General features: G+C 57.9%; 12 protein-coding genes and 3 pseudogenes. 7 read left to right on the forward strand and 8 right to left on the reverse strand.

Annotation, left to right across the window (positions count from 1 at the left end):
- Positions 1–183 precede the first annotated feature (183 nt).
- A pseudogene (locus ALO64_RS06395) lies at positions 184–610 on the forward strand (type II toxin-antitoxin system HicB family antitoxin).
- Between the two features lie 54 nt (positions 611–664).
- Here the strand turns inward: ALO64_RS06395 and ALO64_RS06400 are convergent.
- The 4 genes from ALO64_RS06400 to gpmI form a co-directional block, all read right to left on the reverse strand.
- Positions 665–1,447, reverse strand: a complete 783-nt coding sequence (locus ALO64_RS06400; RefSeq protein WP_044344851.1) for a divergent polysaccharide deacetylase family protein — start codon at positions 1,445–1,447, stop codon at positions 665–667.
- 3 nt (positions 1,448–1,450) lie between these two features.
- The gene (locus tag ALO64_RS06405) at positions 1,451–2,788 is read right to left on the reverse strand and encodes a S41 family peptidase (RefSeq protein WP_044344852.1); all 1,338 of its coding nucleotides are present in this window, start codon (positions 2,786–2,788) and stop codon (positions 1,451–1,453) included.
- A 33-nt stretch (positions 2,789–2,821) separates the two neighbouring features.
- A complete protein-coding gene (locus tag ALO64_RS06410; protein WP_044344858.1) occupies positions 2,822–4,144 on the reverse strand; it encodes a murein hydrolase activator EnvC family protein in 1,323 nt (440 codons plus the stop codon).
- A 153-nt stretch (positions 4,145–4,297) separates the two neighbouring features.
- Positions 4,298–5,830 carry a 2,3-bisphosphoglycerate-independent phosphoglycerate mutase gene (gene gpmI / locus ALO64_RS06415; protein ID WP_044344853.1) on the reverse strand — a complete coding sequence of 511 codons (1,533 nt, stop codon included), beginning with the start codon at positions 5,828–5,830 and terminating at the stop codon, positions 4,298–4,300.
- 156 nt (positions 5,831–5,986) lie between these two features.
- Between gpmI and ALO64_RS06420 the strand changes: the two genes are divergently transcribed.
- From ALO64_RS06420 to secB, 3 genes are read left to right on the forward strand one after another with little or no spacing between them, the layout of a single operon-like run.
- Complete coding sequence (locus ALO64_RS06420) at positions 5,987–6,400, forward strand: rhodanese-like domain-containing protein (protein ID WP_002551466.1); 414 nt, start codon at positions 5,987–5,989, stop codon at positions 6,398–6,400.
- 2 nt (positions 6,401–6,402) lie between these two features.
- A complete protein-coding gene (gene grxC / locus ALO64_RS06425; RefSeq protein WP_002551467.1) occupies positions 6,403–6,654 on the forward strand; it encodes a glutaredoxin 3 in 252 nt (83 codons plus the stop codon).
- Positions 6,655–6,694: 40 nt separating this feature from the next.
- Positions 6,695–7,183 carry a protein-export chaperone SecB gene (gene secB, locus ALO64_RS06430; RefSeq protein WP_002551468.1) on the forward strand — a complete coding sequence of 163 codons (489 nt, stop codon included), beginning with the start codon at positions 6,695–6,697 and terminating at the stop codon, positions 7,181–7,183.
- A gap of 249 nt (positions 7,184–7,432) precedes the next feature.
- Here the strand turns inward: secB and trmL are convergent, their stop codons facing one another.
- A complete protein-coding gene (gene trmL / locus ALO64_RS06435; protein ID WP_002551469.1) occupies positions 7,433–7,888 on the reverse strand; it encodes a tRNA (uridine(34)/cytosine(34)/5-carboxymethylaminomethyluridine(34)-2'-O)-methyltransferase TrmL in 456 nt (151 codons plus the stop codon).
- Between trmL and ALO64_RS06440 the strand changes: the two genes are divergently transcribed.
- A complete protein-coding gene (locus ALO64_RS06440) occupies positions 7,887–8,327 on the forward strand; it encodes a hypothetical protein (RefSeq protein WP_044344854.1) in 441 nt (146 codons plus the stop codon). The genes trmL and ALO64_RS06440 overlap by 2 nt on opposite strands.
- Before the next feature lie 365 nt (positions 8,328–8,692).
- Here ALO64_RS06440 and tauC read toward each other — a convergent pair.
- From tauC to tauA, 3 genes and pseudogenes are all read right to left on the reverse strand, one after another.
- Positions 8,693–9,469 (reverse strand): annotated as a pseudogene (tauC, locus tag ALO64_RS06445) (taurine ABC transporter permease TauC); the annotation flags it as partial.
- A gap of 107 nt (positions 9,470–9,576) precedes the next feature.
- On the reverse strand, positions 9,577–10,362 hold the full coding sequence (gene tauB / locus ALO64_RS06450; protein WP_044344855.1) for a taurine ABC transporter ATP-binding subunit: 786 nt from the start codon (positions 10,360–10,362) through the stop codon (positions 9,577–9,579).
- Positions 10,363–10,387: 25 nt separating this feature from the next.
- Complete coding sequence (gene tauA / locus ALO64_RS06455) at positions 10,388–11,365, reverse strand: taurine ABC transporter substrate-binding protein (RefSeq protein WP_044344856.1); 978 nt, start codon at positions 11,363–11,365, stop codon at positions 10,388–10,390.
- A gap of 770 nt (positions 11,366–12,135) precedes the next feature.
- On the opposite strand from tauA, the gene ALO64_RS06460 reads away from it, so the two are divergent.
- Complete coding sequence (locus tag ALO64_RS06460) at positions 12,136–13,482, forward strand: OprD family outer membrane porin (protein WP_044344857.1); 1,347 nt, start codon at positions 12,136–12,138, stop codon at positions 13,480–13,482.
- A gap of 169 nt (positions 13,483–13,651) precedes the next feature.
- Positions 13,652–14,032, forward strand: a pseudogene (locus tag ALO64_RS06465) (redoxin domain-containing protein); the annotation flags it as partial.
- Between the last annotated feature and the right edge of the window lie 8 nt (positions 14,033–14,040).

Consider the following 14,040-nt stretch of genomic DNA (forward strand, 5'->3'; position numbering starts at 1 on the left):
CAGGCTCAAGGCGCTGAGTTCAGGGCGGCCAAGGGTAGTGATTTCAAGGTTTACCTGAATGGTAAGGCAACCATCTTTGCAGACCATGGCAGCAAAGAAATGCACGAAGGGTTACGCAATCGATCATCAAGCAGCTCGGCCTTAAGGATTGACGTCGAGCTGCTCCACTGCAGGTGAGGCCTTATGTATCAATATCCATTGGATCTGCATCGGGATGCAGACAGGCGTTTGGCTGTCGTGTCCAGACATTCCCGAAATGAGCGCCTCTGGCGACACCCTGCCTGAAGCATTGAGCGAAGCTCTTGACGGCATGGAATCGGCTCTATCGCTCTACGTCGATCAGCGTCGCAAGATTCCCCAGGCCTCAGTCGTACCCGGCCATGAACTGTTGATGCGTTTGCCTGCGCTGACGGTTGCCAAAATCATGCTATGGAACAGCTTGTTGGAAGAGGGCGTTAGCCGTGCTGAGCTGGCGCGTCGCCTCGGTTGCACGCGGCAAGTGGTGGATCGGCTTGTGGACTTTCTGCATGCCTCGAAAATCGAGCAGGTGGAGCGAGCGCTGGCTGAGCTTGGTCGGCGTATTACGTTGAGCATTGAGCGGGCCGCTTGATGTGTAACACCTCATTTGAAAGACCAGCTGACGGACGTTTCGTCGTTCGCAGGCTCAGCGATACACCCCATTCTTGCCATGCGCCGCACTCGCCTGATTGCCGCGTTCGCTGATCATGCTGCGCAGGTCGATCCATTCGACGCCCTGATCCTTGAGTTTGGGCAACTCGCGTTCCAGTACGTCCAGCGTGACAGGGTAGGGGTGACCGATGACCACTGCCGAGCCATGCTTGCGGGCGATTTTGATGGCGGTCTGCAATTGGCGGGTGATGGCTTCAGCCGTGCGCTCGTCGTCCAGAAACACGTCGCGCGAGACGCTGGCGAGGCCGATACGCTGCGCCTCGGCTGCCGCCACGGTTTTTGCGCTGGTGCGGCTGTCCACAAAAAACAGATGCCGTCGTTGCAGTTCGGCCATCAGCCAGGTCATCGCGACCGGTTCGGCGGTCATCCGGCTGCCCATGTGGTTATTGGTGCCGGCTGCATAAGGCACTTTCAGCAGCGCCGCATTGAGTCGGCTTTCCAGTTCAGGCAAGGGTAGTTCGGGATGCCAGGCGTAAGGCCCGGTCGCCGGGTCCATCGGCATGTGCAGCATGACCGTCTTACCTGCGCGGTGAGCCTCGCGGGCAAATTCGGTGGCGTGCGGAGTGTCAGGCATGATCGCCAGCGTTACCGGGCCGGGGAGCGCCAGCGTACGGCTGTCCCGCGCCGGGTTCTGACCCAGGTCGTCGATGATCAGGCTGAGATAGGCCTTCGGCGGCTTGCCGGTGTTCTCGGCTGGCGCTGCATGGGCAGCACCAGTGATCGAGAGTGTCAGCAGTAACAGAGCGAGAGCGCGCATCCGTCAATTGCCGCGAGTGATACTCAGCCCTTTCAGCAGGCTGAGCGCCTGGCTGAGCTGGAAGTCATCATCCTGCGGACGCGCCTTGGCTGCTGCGCCACCCTTGACGGTTGGCTTGTCGGCACCGCCGTTGCCGTTGCCCAGGTGACCCATCAGGTCGGCTTCCTTGTAGTTCTCGCCGTCTGCTTCGCTGGTGACCTTGGCCCGACGTACCACGATGTCCGGGTTGATGCCCTGCGCCTGGATCGAGCGACCGTTCGGCGTGTAATACAACGCTGTGGTGATCTTCAGAGCGCGATCGTTGTTCAGCGGCAGAACGGTTTGTACCGAGCCTTTGCCGAAGGTATCGATGCCCATCAGAATCCCGCGTTTCTGGTCTTGCAGGGCACCGGCGACGATTTCCGACGCAGAGGCGCTGCCGCCGTTGATCAGCACCACCAGCGGCACGCCTTCGCTGGCGTCTGCCGGGTCTGCCGAGAAACGCAATTCGGAGTTGGCGATGCGGCCTTTGGTGTAGACGATCAGGCCTTTGGTGAGGAAGTGGTCCGCCACCTGCACCGCCGATTGCAGCACGCCGCCGGGGTTGTTGCGCAGGTCGAGAATCAGGCCGCTCATCTTCTTGCCGTTGTCCTTGCGGAATTTGGCCAGCGCCTTGCCGACTTCGTCCCCGGTCTTGACCTGGAACTGAGTGATGCGGATATAGCCGTAGCCGTTCTCCAGCATCTGCGCCTTGACGCTCTTGACCTGGATGGTCGCCCGCGCCAGCGTCACATCAAACGGCGTACCGCCATCGCGCACCAGTGTCAGGGTGATCTTCTCGCCGATCTTGCCGCGCATCTTGTCGACCGCTTCCTGCATGTTCTGGCCCTGGGTCGGCGTACCGTTGATCTTCACGATCAGGTCGCCTGCCTCAATGCCAGCCTTGGACGCAGGTGTGTCGTCGATGGGCGAAACCACCTTGACGAAACCGTCCTCGACGCCCACTTCGATGCCCAGTCCACCGAACTCGCCGCTGGTGCTTTCCTGCAGCTCCTGGAAATCTTCCGGACCCAGGTAGGCGGAGTGTGGATCAAGGTTGCTGAGCATGCCCTTGATGGCGTTTTCCAGCAGAGTCTTGTCGTCCACCGGCTCGACATAGGCCGCCTTGACCCGATCCATGACCTCGGCAAAGGTGCGCAGCTCGTCAAGCGGCAGCGGCGGCTTGGCGTTGGCATTGGGCTTGGCGGGCGAGACTGCTGCAGGCGTGGCTGGCGCGGTCTTTTCGGCAGCTTGCGCCAAAGGCGCGCCAATAACGATGGCAATTGCCAGGGCCAGCGAGGTGAGGCGGGACAAATGCAGCATGTCTAACGAACTCCTACAGATATTGACGCCGGCTTATCCTTGAGTGCGGCACCATTGGGCTGGATCGCTGGGGCGACCCTGCTGACGAATAGCAAAGTACAACGCTGCCGTGTCCTGACCGCCACTATTGCCGACCGTGGAAATCGCTTCACCGGCTTTTACAATGTCACCTGCCGACTTGAGCAGGCTCTGGTTATGCCCATACAGGGTGAGATAACCGTTGCCATGGTCGAGAATGACCAGAAGCCCGGCACCACGCAACCAGTCGGCGAACACCACTCGTCCGCCATGCACTGCATGTACCTGGCTTCCGGCTGCGGCGCTGATCATGACGCCGTCCCATTTGGTTCGCTCGTCATCACCGCGGGCTTCACCGAAACGCGCAAGCAGTCGACCATCAATAGGCCATGGAAGTTTTCCCCGGGCCTCCGCAAAAGGTCCGCCGTAGGAAACTCCGGCACTGGAAACGACTGCGCCGGGGGCTTTGACCAGGCGACGCGGTGTGGGTTCATCAGCGCTTTTACTGCTGCTGGTGCTGTTGTTGCGGGCGACGGCCTCAGCTTCGCGCTGACGTTTCTCTTCTGCCTCGCGAGCGGCGACCAGCGCCTTCTGGCGAGCCTCTTCAGCTTCACGTGCCTGTCGGGCCAGGGTTTCTTCGATGGTCTTGAGAACCTTGGCCAGGTCGGCCTGATCCTGCTGACGGGCCTGCAGTTTCTGATCGCGGGCCTTGTAGTCCTGATTCAGCTTGGCCAGTGCCTGCTGACGCTCCTGGCGCACCTTGGCCAGTTCTTCGCTCTGGCTGTCCAGATTGCTCTTCTGCACCAGCAACTGTGCCTGTTGCAGATCGATGTCTTTTTCGACATTGGCTAGCTGGCGCAGGGTTTCATTGAAGTTGCGTAGCTGCTCCAGGCGCGCCTGGCTCAGGTAATCGTAATACGTGAGGGTTCGGGCGAACTTCTCGGGGTGCTGCTGATTGAGCAACAGCTTGAGGTATTCCTGGCGGCCACTCTGATAGGCGGCGCGGGCCTGGATAGCGATCAGGCGTTGCTGTTCAACGCGGGCACTGTTCAGTTTCTTTTTTTCACTGTCGAGCTTTTGCAGCTCGGTTTCCGTCTTTTTTAGTTCCTTTTGCAGGACCTCGACCTGCTTTTCCAACTTGCCCATTTCGGTTTCGGTGGTGCGCAGGTCCTTCTGGACGCCTGCACGTTCTTCCTGAAGCTTGCCCAGGACTTTTTGCAGCTCCGTCACATCCTGACGCGCAGCATCTATCTGTTTTTGGGTTTGCACACGCTCGTCTTCGGCAAACGCCGGATTGAGCAGGCAGATCAGAGCAAGGGCAATCAAGGCGCGAAGCATGTGGGTGGGCGATACCGAGGAATTGTGAGAAAAAATGTCAGGCTTAGTATGCCCGCCATGCGCTGCAAAAAAAACGCCCCGCAGCCACTGCTTTAGGGCTTGAAACATAAAAAACCGGCTTTGCCTGATGGCTATAGGCCGGTTTTCAGCGTTTTACTTCGCCACAAGGATCGAATGGCCCGTCATCTCTTGCGGTTTCTCCATGCCCAACAGATGCAGCATGGTCGGTGCCACGTCAGCCAGAACACCACCTTCGCGGACTTTCAGCGGGCGCTTGCCGACGTACACGAAAGGCACCGGCTCGGAAGTGTGCGCGGTATGCGCCTGGCCTGTGGAGTCATCGGTCATCTGCTCGACGTTGCCGTGGTCAGCGGTAATCAGTGCTTCACCGCCGACTTTTTCCAATGCCGCGGTAATGCGACCGACGCAGACGTCCAGGCATTCCACGGCCTTGATTGCCGCTTCCATGATGCCGCTGTGGCCGACCATGTCGCCGTTGGCGTAGTTGACGATAATCACGTCATAACGCTGATGCTCGATGGCATCGACAATTTTGTCGGTCACTTCCGGCGCGCTCATTTCCGGCTGCAGGTCGTAGGTGGCGACTTTTGGCGATGGAATCAGAATGCGCTCTTCGCCCGGAAACGGCTCTTCACGACCGCCAGAGAAGAAGAGCGTGACGTGCGCGTATTTTTCGGTTTCGGCGATACGCAGCTGAGTCTTGCCGTTGTCTGCCAGGTATTCGCCCAGCACGTTTTTCAGGCTGCCGGCCGCAAATGCCGAGGGCGCGGGGATGCTTGCCGCGTACTGGGTCAGCATCACGTAATTGACCTTGGGCTGACGGGCGCGCTCGAAATCCTTGAAGTCGTCTTCGACGAACACACGGGTCAGCTCACGGGCGCGGTCGGCGCGGAAGTTCATGAACACCACAGCATCGCCGTCCTCGACGCGGGCGGGTTCACCGATGCGTGTGGCTTTGACGAATTCGTCGTTCTCGTCACGTGCGTAGGCAGCTTCAAGCCCGGCAACACCGCTGTCTGCATGAAATTCGGCGGTGCTGTCGACGATCAGGTTGTAGGCGGTGGAGACCCGGTCCCAGCGGTTGTCACGGTCCATGGCGAAGTAGCGGCCGATGATCGTGGCGGTGCGGCCCTTGCCCAGGCGGGCGAAGGTTGCGTCCATCAGCTCAAGGGATTTCTTCGCGCTGCGCGGTGGCGTGTCGCGACCGTCGAGGAAGGCGTGCAGATAGATTTTTTCTGCACCGCGCTTGACCGCCAGTTCGGCCATGGCGACCAGATGGTCCTGATGACTGTGCACGCCGCCATCGGACAGCAGGCCCATGATGTGGACCGCCTTGCCCGCACCGACAGCTTTATCCACAGCGGCACAGATGGTCGGGTTCTCGAAGAACTCGCCGTCGCGAATCGCTTTGGTCACTCGAGTGAAGTCCTGATACACCACGCGACCGGCACCCAGGTTCATGTGTCCGACTTCGGAGTTGCCCATCTGACCGTCCGGCAGACCGACGTCCATGCCCGACCCTGAAATCAGGCCGTTGAGCATGGTTTCGTAAAGACGATCCATGACCGGCATCTTTGCGGCCAGGATGGCATTGCCTTCATGGCTTTCGCTGTGTCCGAAGCCATCCAGGATGATTAGAACCAGAGGTTTTGGCGTGGCAGTCATAGAACCCACTCGATGCTGGTTGAATAAAGAGAGTAACAAAGTACAAGGGAGCGGCATTTTAGGGACAAGTTCAAACGGCGTCACTGCCGTACGGACTTTGGCCCACCTTGGCTGCTGTGTATACTGGCCGACATTTTAACGCCCTGGAACCTACTGATGGTTGCTCACCTGCTTGAATTCGCCACTAACCACTATTTGATCACCGGTGCCTTCGTCATTCTGCTGGGACTGCTGATCGCTTACGAACTGAGCAAGGGCGGCGCCAGCCTGAGCACTCGCGAGCTGACCGCGCTGGTCAACAGCGACCAGGGCGTGGTCATCGACGTGCGCTCGAAAAAGGATTTCACTGCCGGCCACATCGTGGGATCCCTGAATTTCCCGCAGGACAAGGTGCTGACGCGTACCGCTGAACTGCAGAAATACAAGGACAAGACGTTGATCATAGTCGATGCAATGGGGCAGCATGCTGGCACCACCGCCCGCGAGTTGCTCAAATCCGGCTTCAAGGCGGCCAAGCTGTCCGGCGGCATTTCCAGCTGGCGCGGCGACAACCTTCCCCTGGTGAAGTGAACATGGCTCAAGTCATCGTCTATTCCAGCGATTATTGCCCGTATTGCATACGTGCCAAACAGCTGTTGCAGAGTAAGAGCGTGGCCTTCGAGGAAATCCGTGTCGACGGCAAGCCGCAACTGCGTGCCGAAATGACCAAGAAGGCCGGTCGCACTTCCGTACCGCAGATCTGGATCGGCTCGACCCACGTGGGCGGCTGCGATGACCTGTTTGCTCTGGAGCGTGCCGGCAAGCTTGATGCGCTGCTGGCCTGATTCCCCTTAAACTTTCAGCCCTATCTGACAAGGATCCGAGATGACCGACCAACCGAACAACGGCGCTGTTGCCAACGAAGAAAACGGCCCACAATTTTCCCTGCAGCGTATCTACGTTCGCGACCTGTCGTTCGAAGCGCCAAAAAGCCCGGCAATCTTCCGCCAGGAGTGGACACCGACCGTCAGCCTTGACCTCAACACCCGTCAGAAGCAGCTGGAAGGCGATTTCTATGAAGTCGTGCTGACCCTGTCCGTGACCGTCAACAATGGCGACGAAGTTGCTTTCATCGTTGAAGTGCAACAGGCCGGTATCTTCCTGATCAAGGGTCTGGACGACGGCGCGATGAGCCACACTCTAGGCGCGTTCTGCCCGAACATCCTGTTCCCGTATGCACGCGAAGCCATCGACAACCTGGTCGTACGCGGCTCGTTCCCTGCGCTGATGCTGGCCCCGGTGAACTTCGACGCCCTGTACGCCCAAGAGCTGCAACGCATGCAGGAAGCTGGCGAAACGCCGACTGTGCAATAAGCGTTACCGCTAAAAGCAAAAAGCGCCTTTCGGGGCGCTTTTTTGTGTCTGTTCAAGAACGGCGGCCGGGCCATGGATGCTTTTTTATCGCGATGGCACTGACGACGTAAATTGCGACGTTAGTGACAGGGCGAAGGGACTCGACGAGGGGCGAAAAGGTGACCTGAGTCGAGCCTGAATCTCACTGAATCGCAGAACCGCTGTGTGATGCGGAGCATCAGTCTGGTTAAGCAAATGCCACACTTAGGCCTAAGCAAATCCGTGCTGACGCCATGCCTCATAGACGGCCACGGCCACTGTGTTGGACAGGTTCAGGCTGCGGCAGCCCTCACGCATGGGCAGTCGCAGACGGTGTTCGCTGCTCAGCGAGTCGAGGATGTCGGCGGGCAGGCCGCGGCTCTCCGGGCCGAACAGAAAGGCATCGCCTGGCTCAAAGCTCGCATCATGAAAAGGCCGAGAGCCTTTGGTGGTGAAGGCGAACAACCTAGGGTTGCCGATCTTCTCCAGACAGCTTGCCAGGTCAGCATGCGTCTGCAGCGTGGCATACTCGTGATAGTCGAGCCCGGCGCGGCGCAAGCGCTTGTCGTCCAGCTCGAAACCCAAGGGTTCGATCAAATGCAGGGTGCAGCCGCTGTTGGCGCATAGCCTGATGACATTGCCGGTATTCGGCGGAATTTCTGGTTGAAAAAGGATGACGTGAAACATGCACGGCTCCGAACGAAAAAACGGGATGCATTCTACCCCTGAAGAGGACCCGAGACCGAAGCTATGGCCGCGAGTTCTGGGTTCGATGGCGATTGTCGGCTTTACCGTGGGCACCATTATCGGTCGTCTGCAGCAACCTGACCCCGTTGAACTGGAGCAGATCGAGGAGCTGCCTGCCGGGCTGGCGCTCTGGTTCAATGAGGAGCCGAAGTACCAAGGGTCGACGGTGGATGGCGCTGTGGTGCTCAACGTCGATGCTTCAGGGCGGCCGTGGACGGGCCAACTGAGGTTCGACAACAGGGTTGCACGCTGGAAGGTGGAGCGAGGTGAGAAGGGGTTGGTGCTGACGCTCCTGGCAGCCCGTCCACTTCATGGCGACTGGCGCACTGAGAAGGTGGACGGGCGCTGGAGACTGGAGGTCAGTCTCCGGGAGGAATAAAAGAGGGGAATCCCCGGCCTGCCTGTACCAAGGTCCCCAAAACTGGTGATGTAATACCTATTGCAGAGTGCGTGCCAGTTTTGAGAATTAATCTGAAAGAACAGGCTGACTTAGCCATATCCGGTTAAGCACTTCTTGAGTCCGAAGCCGTTTAATATCATCAACGTATTGAATTTATTAAGTATTTTTCATATTCGAAAACCTTGGATTGGTTGATGAGTCAGCAGCTGTGAATGCTTGGCGCTGGCATCTGGTCGCCCTGAGTATCGCGCCAGGCCCCGCAATGCGGTATCAGCGCATGCACTCAATTTGCGCAGCGCAACGGCGCACACACCCATACTGATGCATTAATGCTGCTGACCATGCTAGGGCACCAGCCTGCGTTGCAGTGCGCGCAGTCCCAGCTCCATGGCAAAAGCGATCACGGCGATCACCAGAATCCCCAGCACCACAACGTCGGTCACCAGAAACTGCGCCGCCGACTGAACCATGAATCCCAGCCCGCTGGTGGCAGCAATAAGCTCTGCGGCCACCAGCGTCGACCAGCCCACGCCCAGGCCGATGCGAATACCGGTAAGAATGTCCGGGAGTGCGCTGGGCAGGACCACGTGCCGAATCAACTGCCAGCGCGTCGCGCCCAGCGACTGTGCCGCCCGCACTTTGGTCGGGTCCACGGTGCGAACGCCGGTAGCCGTGGCAATGGCAATGGCAATGGCAATGGCAATGGCAATGGCAATCGGCGCGAAGATCGCCAGATAAATCAGCAGTACCTTGGAGAATTCGCCGATACCGAACCAGATAACGATCAGCGGCAGGTAGGCCAGCGGTGGTATCGGTCGGTAAAACTCGATCAGCGGGTCAAATATCCCCTGAGCGATGCGGTTATGGCCGATGGCGATTCCTATCGGGATGGCCGTCAAAATTGCCGCGGCCAGCGCCAGACCGATGCGTTGCAGGCTGGCGCCCAGATGCTGCCAGAGTGTGGCGTCCATGTAGCCCTTGGTTGCCAGCAGCCAGCCTTTGCTCAGCACATCCGCTGGCGGCGGCAGGAACAGCGGCTCGATCCAGCCCCCGGCAGTTACCGCCCACCAAAGAGTCAGCAGTGCCGCGAGGGTCAGGATGCTGATCGCTCGTGTGCTCAGATAAACCTTCGGCGTGGGGGCAGCCGGTTGTTTGGCGAACGGTTTGCTGATGCCGGTCAGTTCGCGGCTATCTATAAGCTCATGGCTGCCAACAGGCTCAAGTCCGCTCATACACACTGCTCCCGGGTGCGCTGGGAAAACACGCTGGCCAGCACATGCTCGCGGGTTTCGATAAAGCGCGGATCGGACTTTATCGCGCGGGCCGATTCGCCAGCGGCGTAGCGACGGCCGAAGTTCAGGTGCAGATGCTCGGCGATACGACCAGGGTTAGGGGCGAGCAGAACCAGGTCGGTGGCGAGGAAAACTGCTTCTTCTATGTCGTGGGTTATCAGAAACACCGGCTTGGCGGTACGTTGCCAGACTTGCAGCAATAGCTCCTGCATCTGCTCACGGGTGAAGGCATCCAGTGCACCGAATGGCTCGTCCATCAACAGGATGCGCGGATCGGCTGCCAGCGCTCTGGCCAGGCCGACGCGTTGCCGTTGTCCACCGGACAGCTGCCATATTCGCCGCTGGTCAAAACCGGCCAGATCCACCAGTGCCAACATCTCCCGCGCTCTGGCTTCACGTTCCAAGCGGCCGACACCCGCCAGTTCCAGGCCAAACGCAACATTGGCCAACACGTTCTGCCAGGGCAGTAAGGCATCGTCCTGAAACACCACGCCACGCTCTGCGTTCGGCCCCTCTACGGGAATGCCGTCGAGAGTAACGCTGCCGCTGCCGGGTTTGATGAAGCCGGCGATGAGGTTCAGTAACGAGGTTTTACCGCTGCCGGAGGGGCCAAGCGCAACCAGCAGTTGCTGTGGGCCCAGGCTCAGGTTGATGTCTGCCAGCACGGGGGCCGCTGCACCGGGGTACTGAGCGCCAATACGCTCCAACTGCAACAGCGCCATACGTGTCTCCTTGTGCTGAGAGCGCTTAGCGTGGGATGAACCGGGCGCTGACGTACGGTGAGTAGTCAGGCAGTACCGCATCCACCTTGCCCTGCTCTTTAAGGAATGCTGCGGTTTTGGTCGCCGCCTCGATGGTCGGTGTACCCAGCAGCGCGGTCTGCTCGGCAGCCAGCGGGTAGACATTGCCTTGCAACAGGCCAGGTACGTCAGATGCCTTGGCGCCAGACAGTCGGGTCAGCTTGTCTACGTTGGCCGGGTTGGCGATCCATGCAGCCGGATCCTGGCGATACCGGGCGTAGGCATCGAGCGTTACCTTGGCGAATGCGCTGACAACTTCCGGGTGTTTGTTGGCGAAGTCCTTGCGCACGATCCAGGCATCGAAGGTCGGCGCTCCGACCTTCGCCAGTTCGCCGGAGGTGATCAGCACCTTGCCGGTTTCCTTGGCGACGCCCAGTGCCGGGTCCCAGACGTAAGTGGCATCAATGTCGGCGCGCTTCCAGGCCGCAGCAATGGCGGGCGGTGCGAGATTCAGGATAGTGACCCTGGCCGGATCGATGTTCCAGTGTTTGAGCGCTGCAAGCAGGCTGTAATGGCCGGTAGAGACAAAGGGCACGGCCACTTTCTTGCCGATCAGGTCCTGCGGTGAGTTGATCCCCGAACCATTACGGGTAACCAGCGCCTCGGCCGCGCCGATCTGCGTAGCTATCAGAAAGGTCTCCACCGGGAGTTTGCGGGTAGCGGCGGCTGTGAACGGGCTTGAACCGAGATAGCCGATCTGTACGTCGCCGGATGCGATTGCGGTGATGACGTCCGCACCATTATCGAACTTGCGCCAGGAGATTTTTGAGTCGGTGGCTTTTTCGTAGGCGTTATCGGCCTGGGCAACCTTGGCCGGGTCGACAGTGGTCTGGTAGGCGACGGTAAAGTCTGCTGCCTGTGCAATGAATGTTGCGCCAGTCAACGACAGCGCAGTCAACAAGCGCAGGGAAAAATGCAGTTTCATGATGAAGCTCCGAATCAGACGGGCCGAGGACTGGCTGGATAAGGAGACTAAGTGATCTAAGAATCTTAAAACAAATAACTTTTGGGAATTAGTTTATGAAGCGGCTTTAGAGCCATCTGCAGAACCCATTTGCACATCGAAGGGCTGTTGCGCATCTGCCAATCGGCTCGGGGTTCACGCGCCAGACACCAAAATTGCTTTTTTGTTCACCTGGACTACAGTTGAGCGAATGTTTCAGACGGTAAAAAACGCTGAAAAAGGGTGTTTGGAGCGGTTTTTATAAAATATTTCATGACCGTGGAGCGTCGGGAGTCAAGGTGATGACAATTGTCACATTTCATCACTAATCTCTCTGAAGTGCCCGTTTTACAAGGCTTTTACTGGCAAGCAAATTGCGCTTTGCCGTTGGGGACTATGACCGGTTGGTCGCGATTTGGCCGGTCACTGATACAAAACCAAAAGATCTGACGAATGGTACCGAAATAAATTTTGGGAATTACCCGATTAGGTCGATACACTCCGTGACGTCCTGGCTGACACGAGTTGTGACATATGCCTGATTGTTCTTAGAAGCTGAAAAACGGTTTCTTTTGAGCATGAAGAATTTTCACTAACGTACGGCCACCGACATGCGCGGTCTAGTCAAAAGTCGGGGTGTACAGAATCCATTGATCTCCAGATCGGGACTGTCACCTTTCGCAATATCTCTGGGTCAGGGCAATGCCCGGCACCGGAGACATAAAAAATTAGATTCACGAGGAGCGTAGTTAATGAAGAAGTCCACCCTGGCCTTGGCCGTAACAGTCGGTGTATTGGCCCAGCAGGCCGGTGCAGCTGGTTTCCTTGAAGACAGCAAAGCGTCCGTTAGTTCTCGTACTCTGTATTTCAATAACGACCTGCGTGAAGGCTTTCGTGCATCCGATCAGCGCGAAACCGCTACCGGCCTGAAATTTGACTACACCTCGGGCTTTACCCAGGGCACCGTTGGTTTTGGTCTTGATGCACAAGCCGTGATGGGTCTCCATCTGGGCGGCGGCATTGAACACCACACTGTTAACACGGCCAACACCGTTGTGCCGACCGATACTGATGGTTCTTCGGTCAGCGACTGGTCCCGTGTCGGCGCCAACGCCAAGATGCGCTTCTCCAAAACTGAATTGAAGGTTGGTAACGCTCTGGCACCGAACCTGCCAATTCTGGTCAGCAACGATGGTCGCCTGCTGCCTCAAGCTTTTGAGGGCGGCATCCTGACTTCGAAGGATCTGGACAGCGTTACCTTCACCGCTGGTCAATTGAACAAGTCCATCGGCCGTGCTTCGAGCAACTGGACTGACCTGTCCGTTGCCGGTGCTACTCAGGGCTCCGACCAGTTCCGTTTCGCTGGTGCTGACTGGAAAGTCACCAAAGACCTGACCCTGCAGTACTACTACGCCAACCTGGAAGACTTCTACAAGCAGCACTTCCTGGGTCTGGTTCATGTTTACCCGATCAGCGACAACCAGTCCTTCAAGACTGACCTGCGTTATTTCAACAGCAGCGCTGACGGCAAAAACAGCCAGGCCGCAGCAGGCTATCGTTTCAACAACAACGGTGGTTACGCCTCTCACACCGGTGAAGTCGACAACCAGACCTGGTCTGCCATGTTCACCTACTACCTGGGTGGTCACGCGCTCATGGTCGGTCACCAGCAAGTGGGTGACAGCGGCGGCATGGTCTACCTTGGTCAAGGTAACGTAGTGGATGGTCGCGGTCGTCCTGAAGGTAACGGCGGTTCAAGCTTCTACCTGTTCACCGATTCGATGATCAACGGCTTCAACCGTGCTGGTGAAAACACCACATTCGGTCAGTACTCGTATGACTTTGCCAAGGTCGGTGTTCCTGGTCTGAAGGCTGCGATTGCTTACTTGAGCGGTGATGACATCCGTGACGTAAACCGCAATCTGGGTACTCACTCCGAGTGGGAACGCGATATGCGCGTTGACTATGTGATTCAAAGCGGCGTGTTGAAAGGCTTCGGTACTACTGTACGTCACGGCACCTTCCGCGGTGACGTCGCTACTACTGCTGACACCGATCAAACCCGTATCCTCTTCAACTACACCTACAACTTCTTGTAAGTGTACTGAAGCCTGAAGAAACCCCGCCCGGTGCGGGGTTTCTTTTGCCTGTTTTTTGATATTCCTGGCAGGTCTATCAATCACATTATTTATTCTTTTTAACTTTTCTCAGCAGGGCGCACAGTAACGTCATACCAAGGCCTACCCGATACAGACAAGGAGCAACACCATGACACTGCGACTTGGCGACATCGCCCCTGACTTCGAGCAGGAATCCAGCGAAGGTCGTATCCGTTTCCATGAATGGCTCGGCGACAGCTGGGGTGTGTTGTTTTCTCATCCGGCAGACTTCACGCCTGTNNTGGGCTTCACCGCCAAATTGAAAGACGAGTTTGCCAAGCGCGGTGTGAAAGCCATTGCGCTGTCGGTAGACCCGGTTGACTCGCACATCAAGTGGATCGACGACATCAACACCACGCAAAACACCCAGGTTAACTTCCCGATTCTGGCCGATGCCGACCGTAAGGTCTCCGACCTGTATGACCTTATTCATCCCAATGCCAACGACACACTGACTGTGCGCTCGCTGTTCGTGATCGACCCTAAGAGGGTGTAGAC

Origin of the sequence: Pseudomonas meliae (genome assembly GCF_001400515.1) — a bacterium.
In the GTDB taxonomy this organism is placed as follows: Bacteria; Pseudomonadota; Gammaproteobacteria; order Pseudomonadales; family Pseudomonadaceae; genus Aquipseudomonas; species Aquipseudomonas amygdali.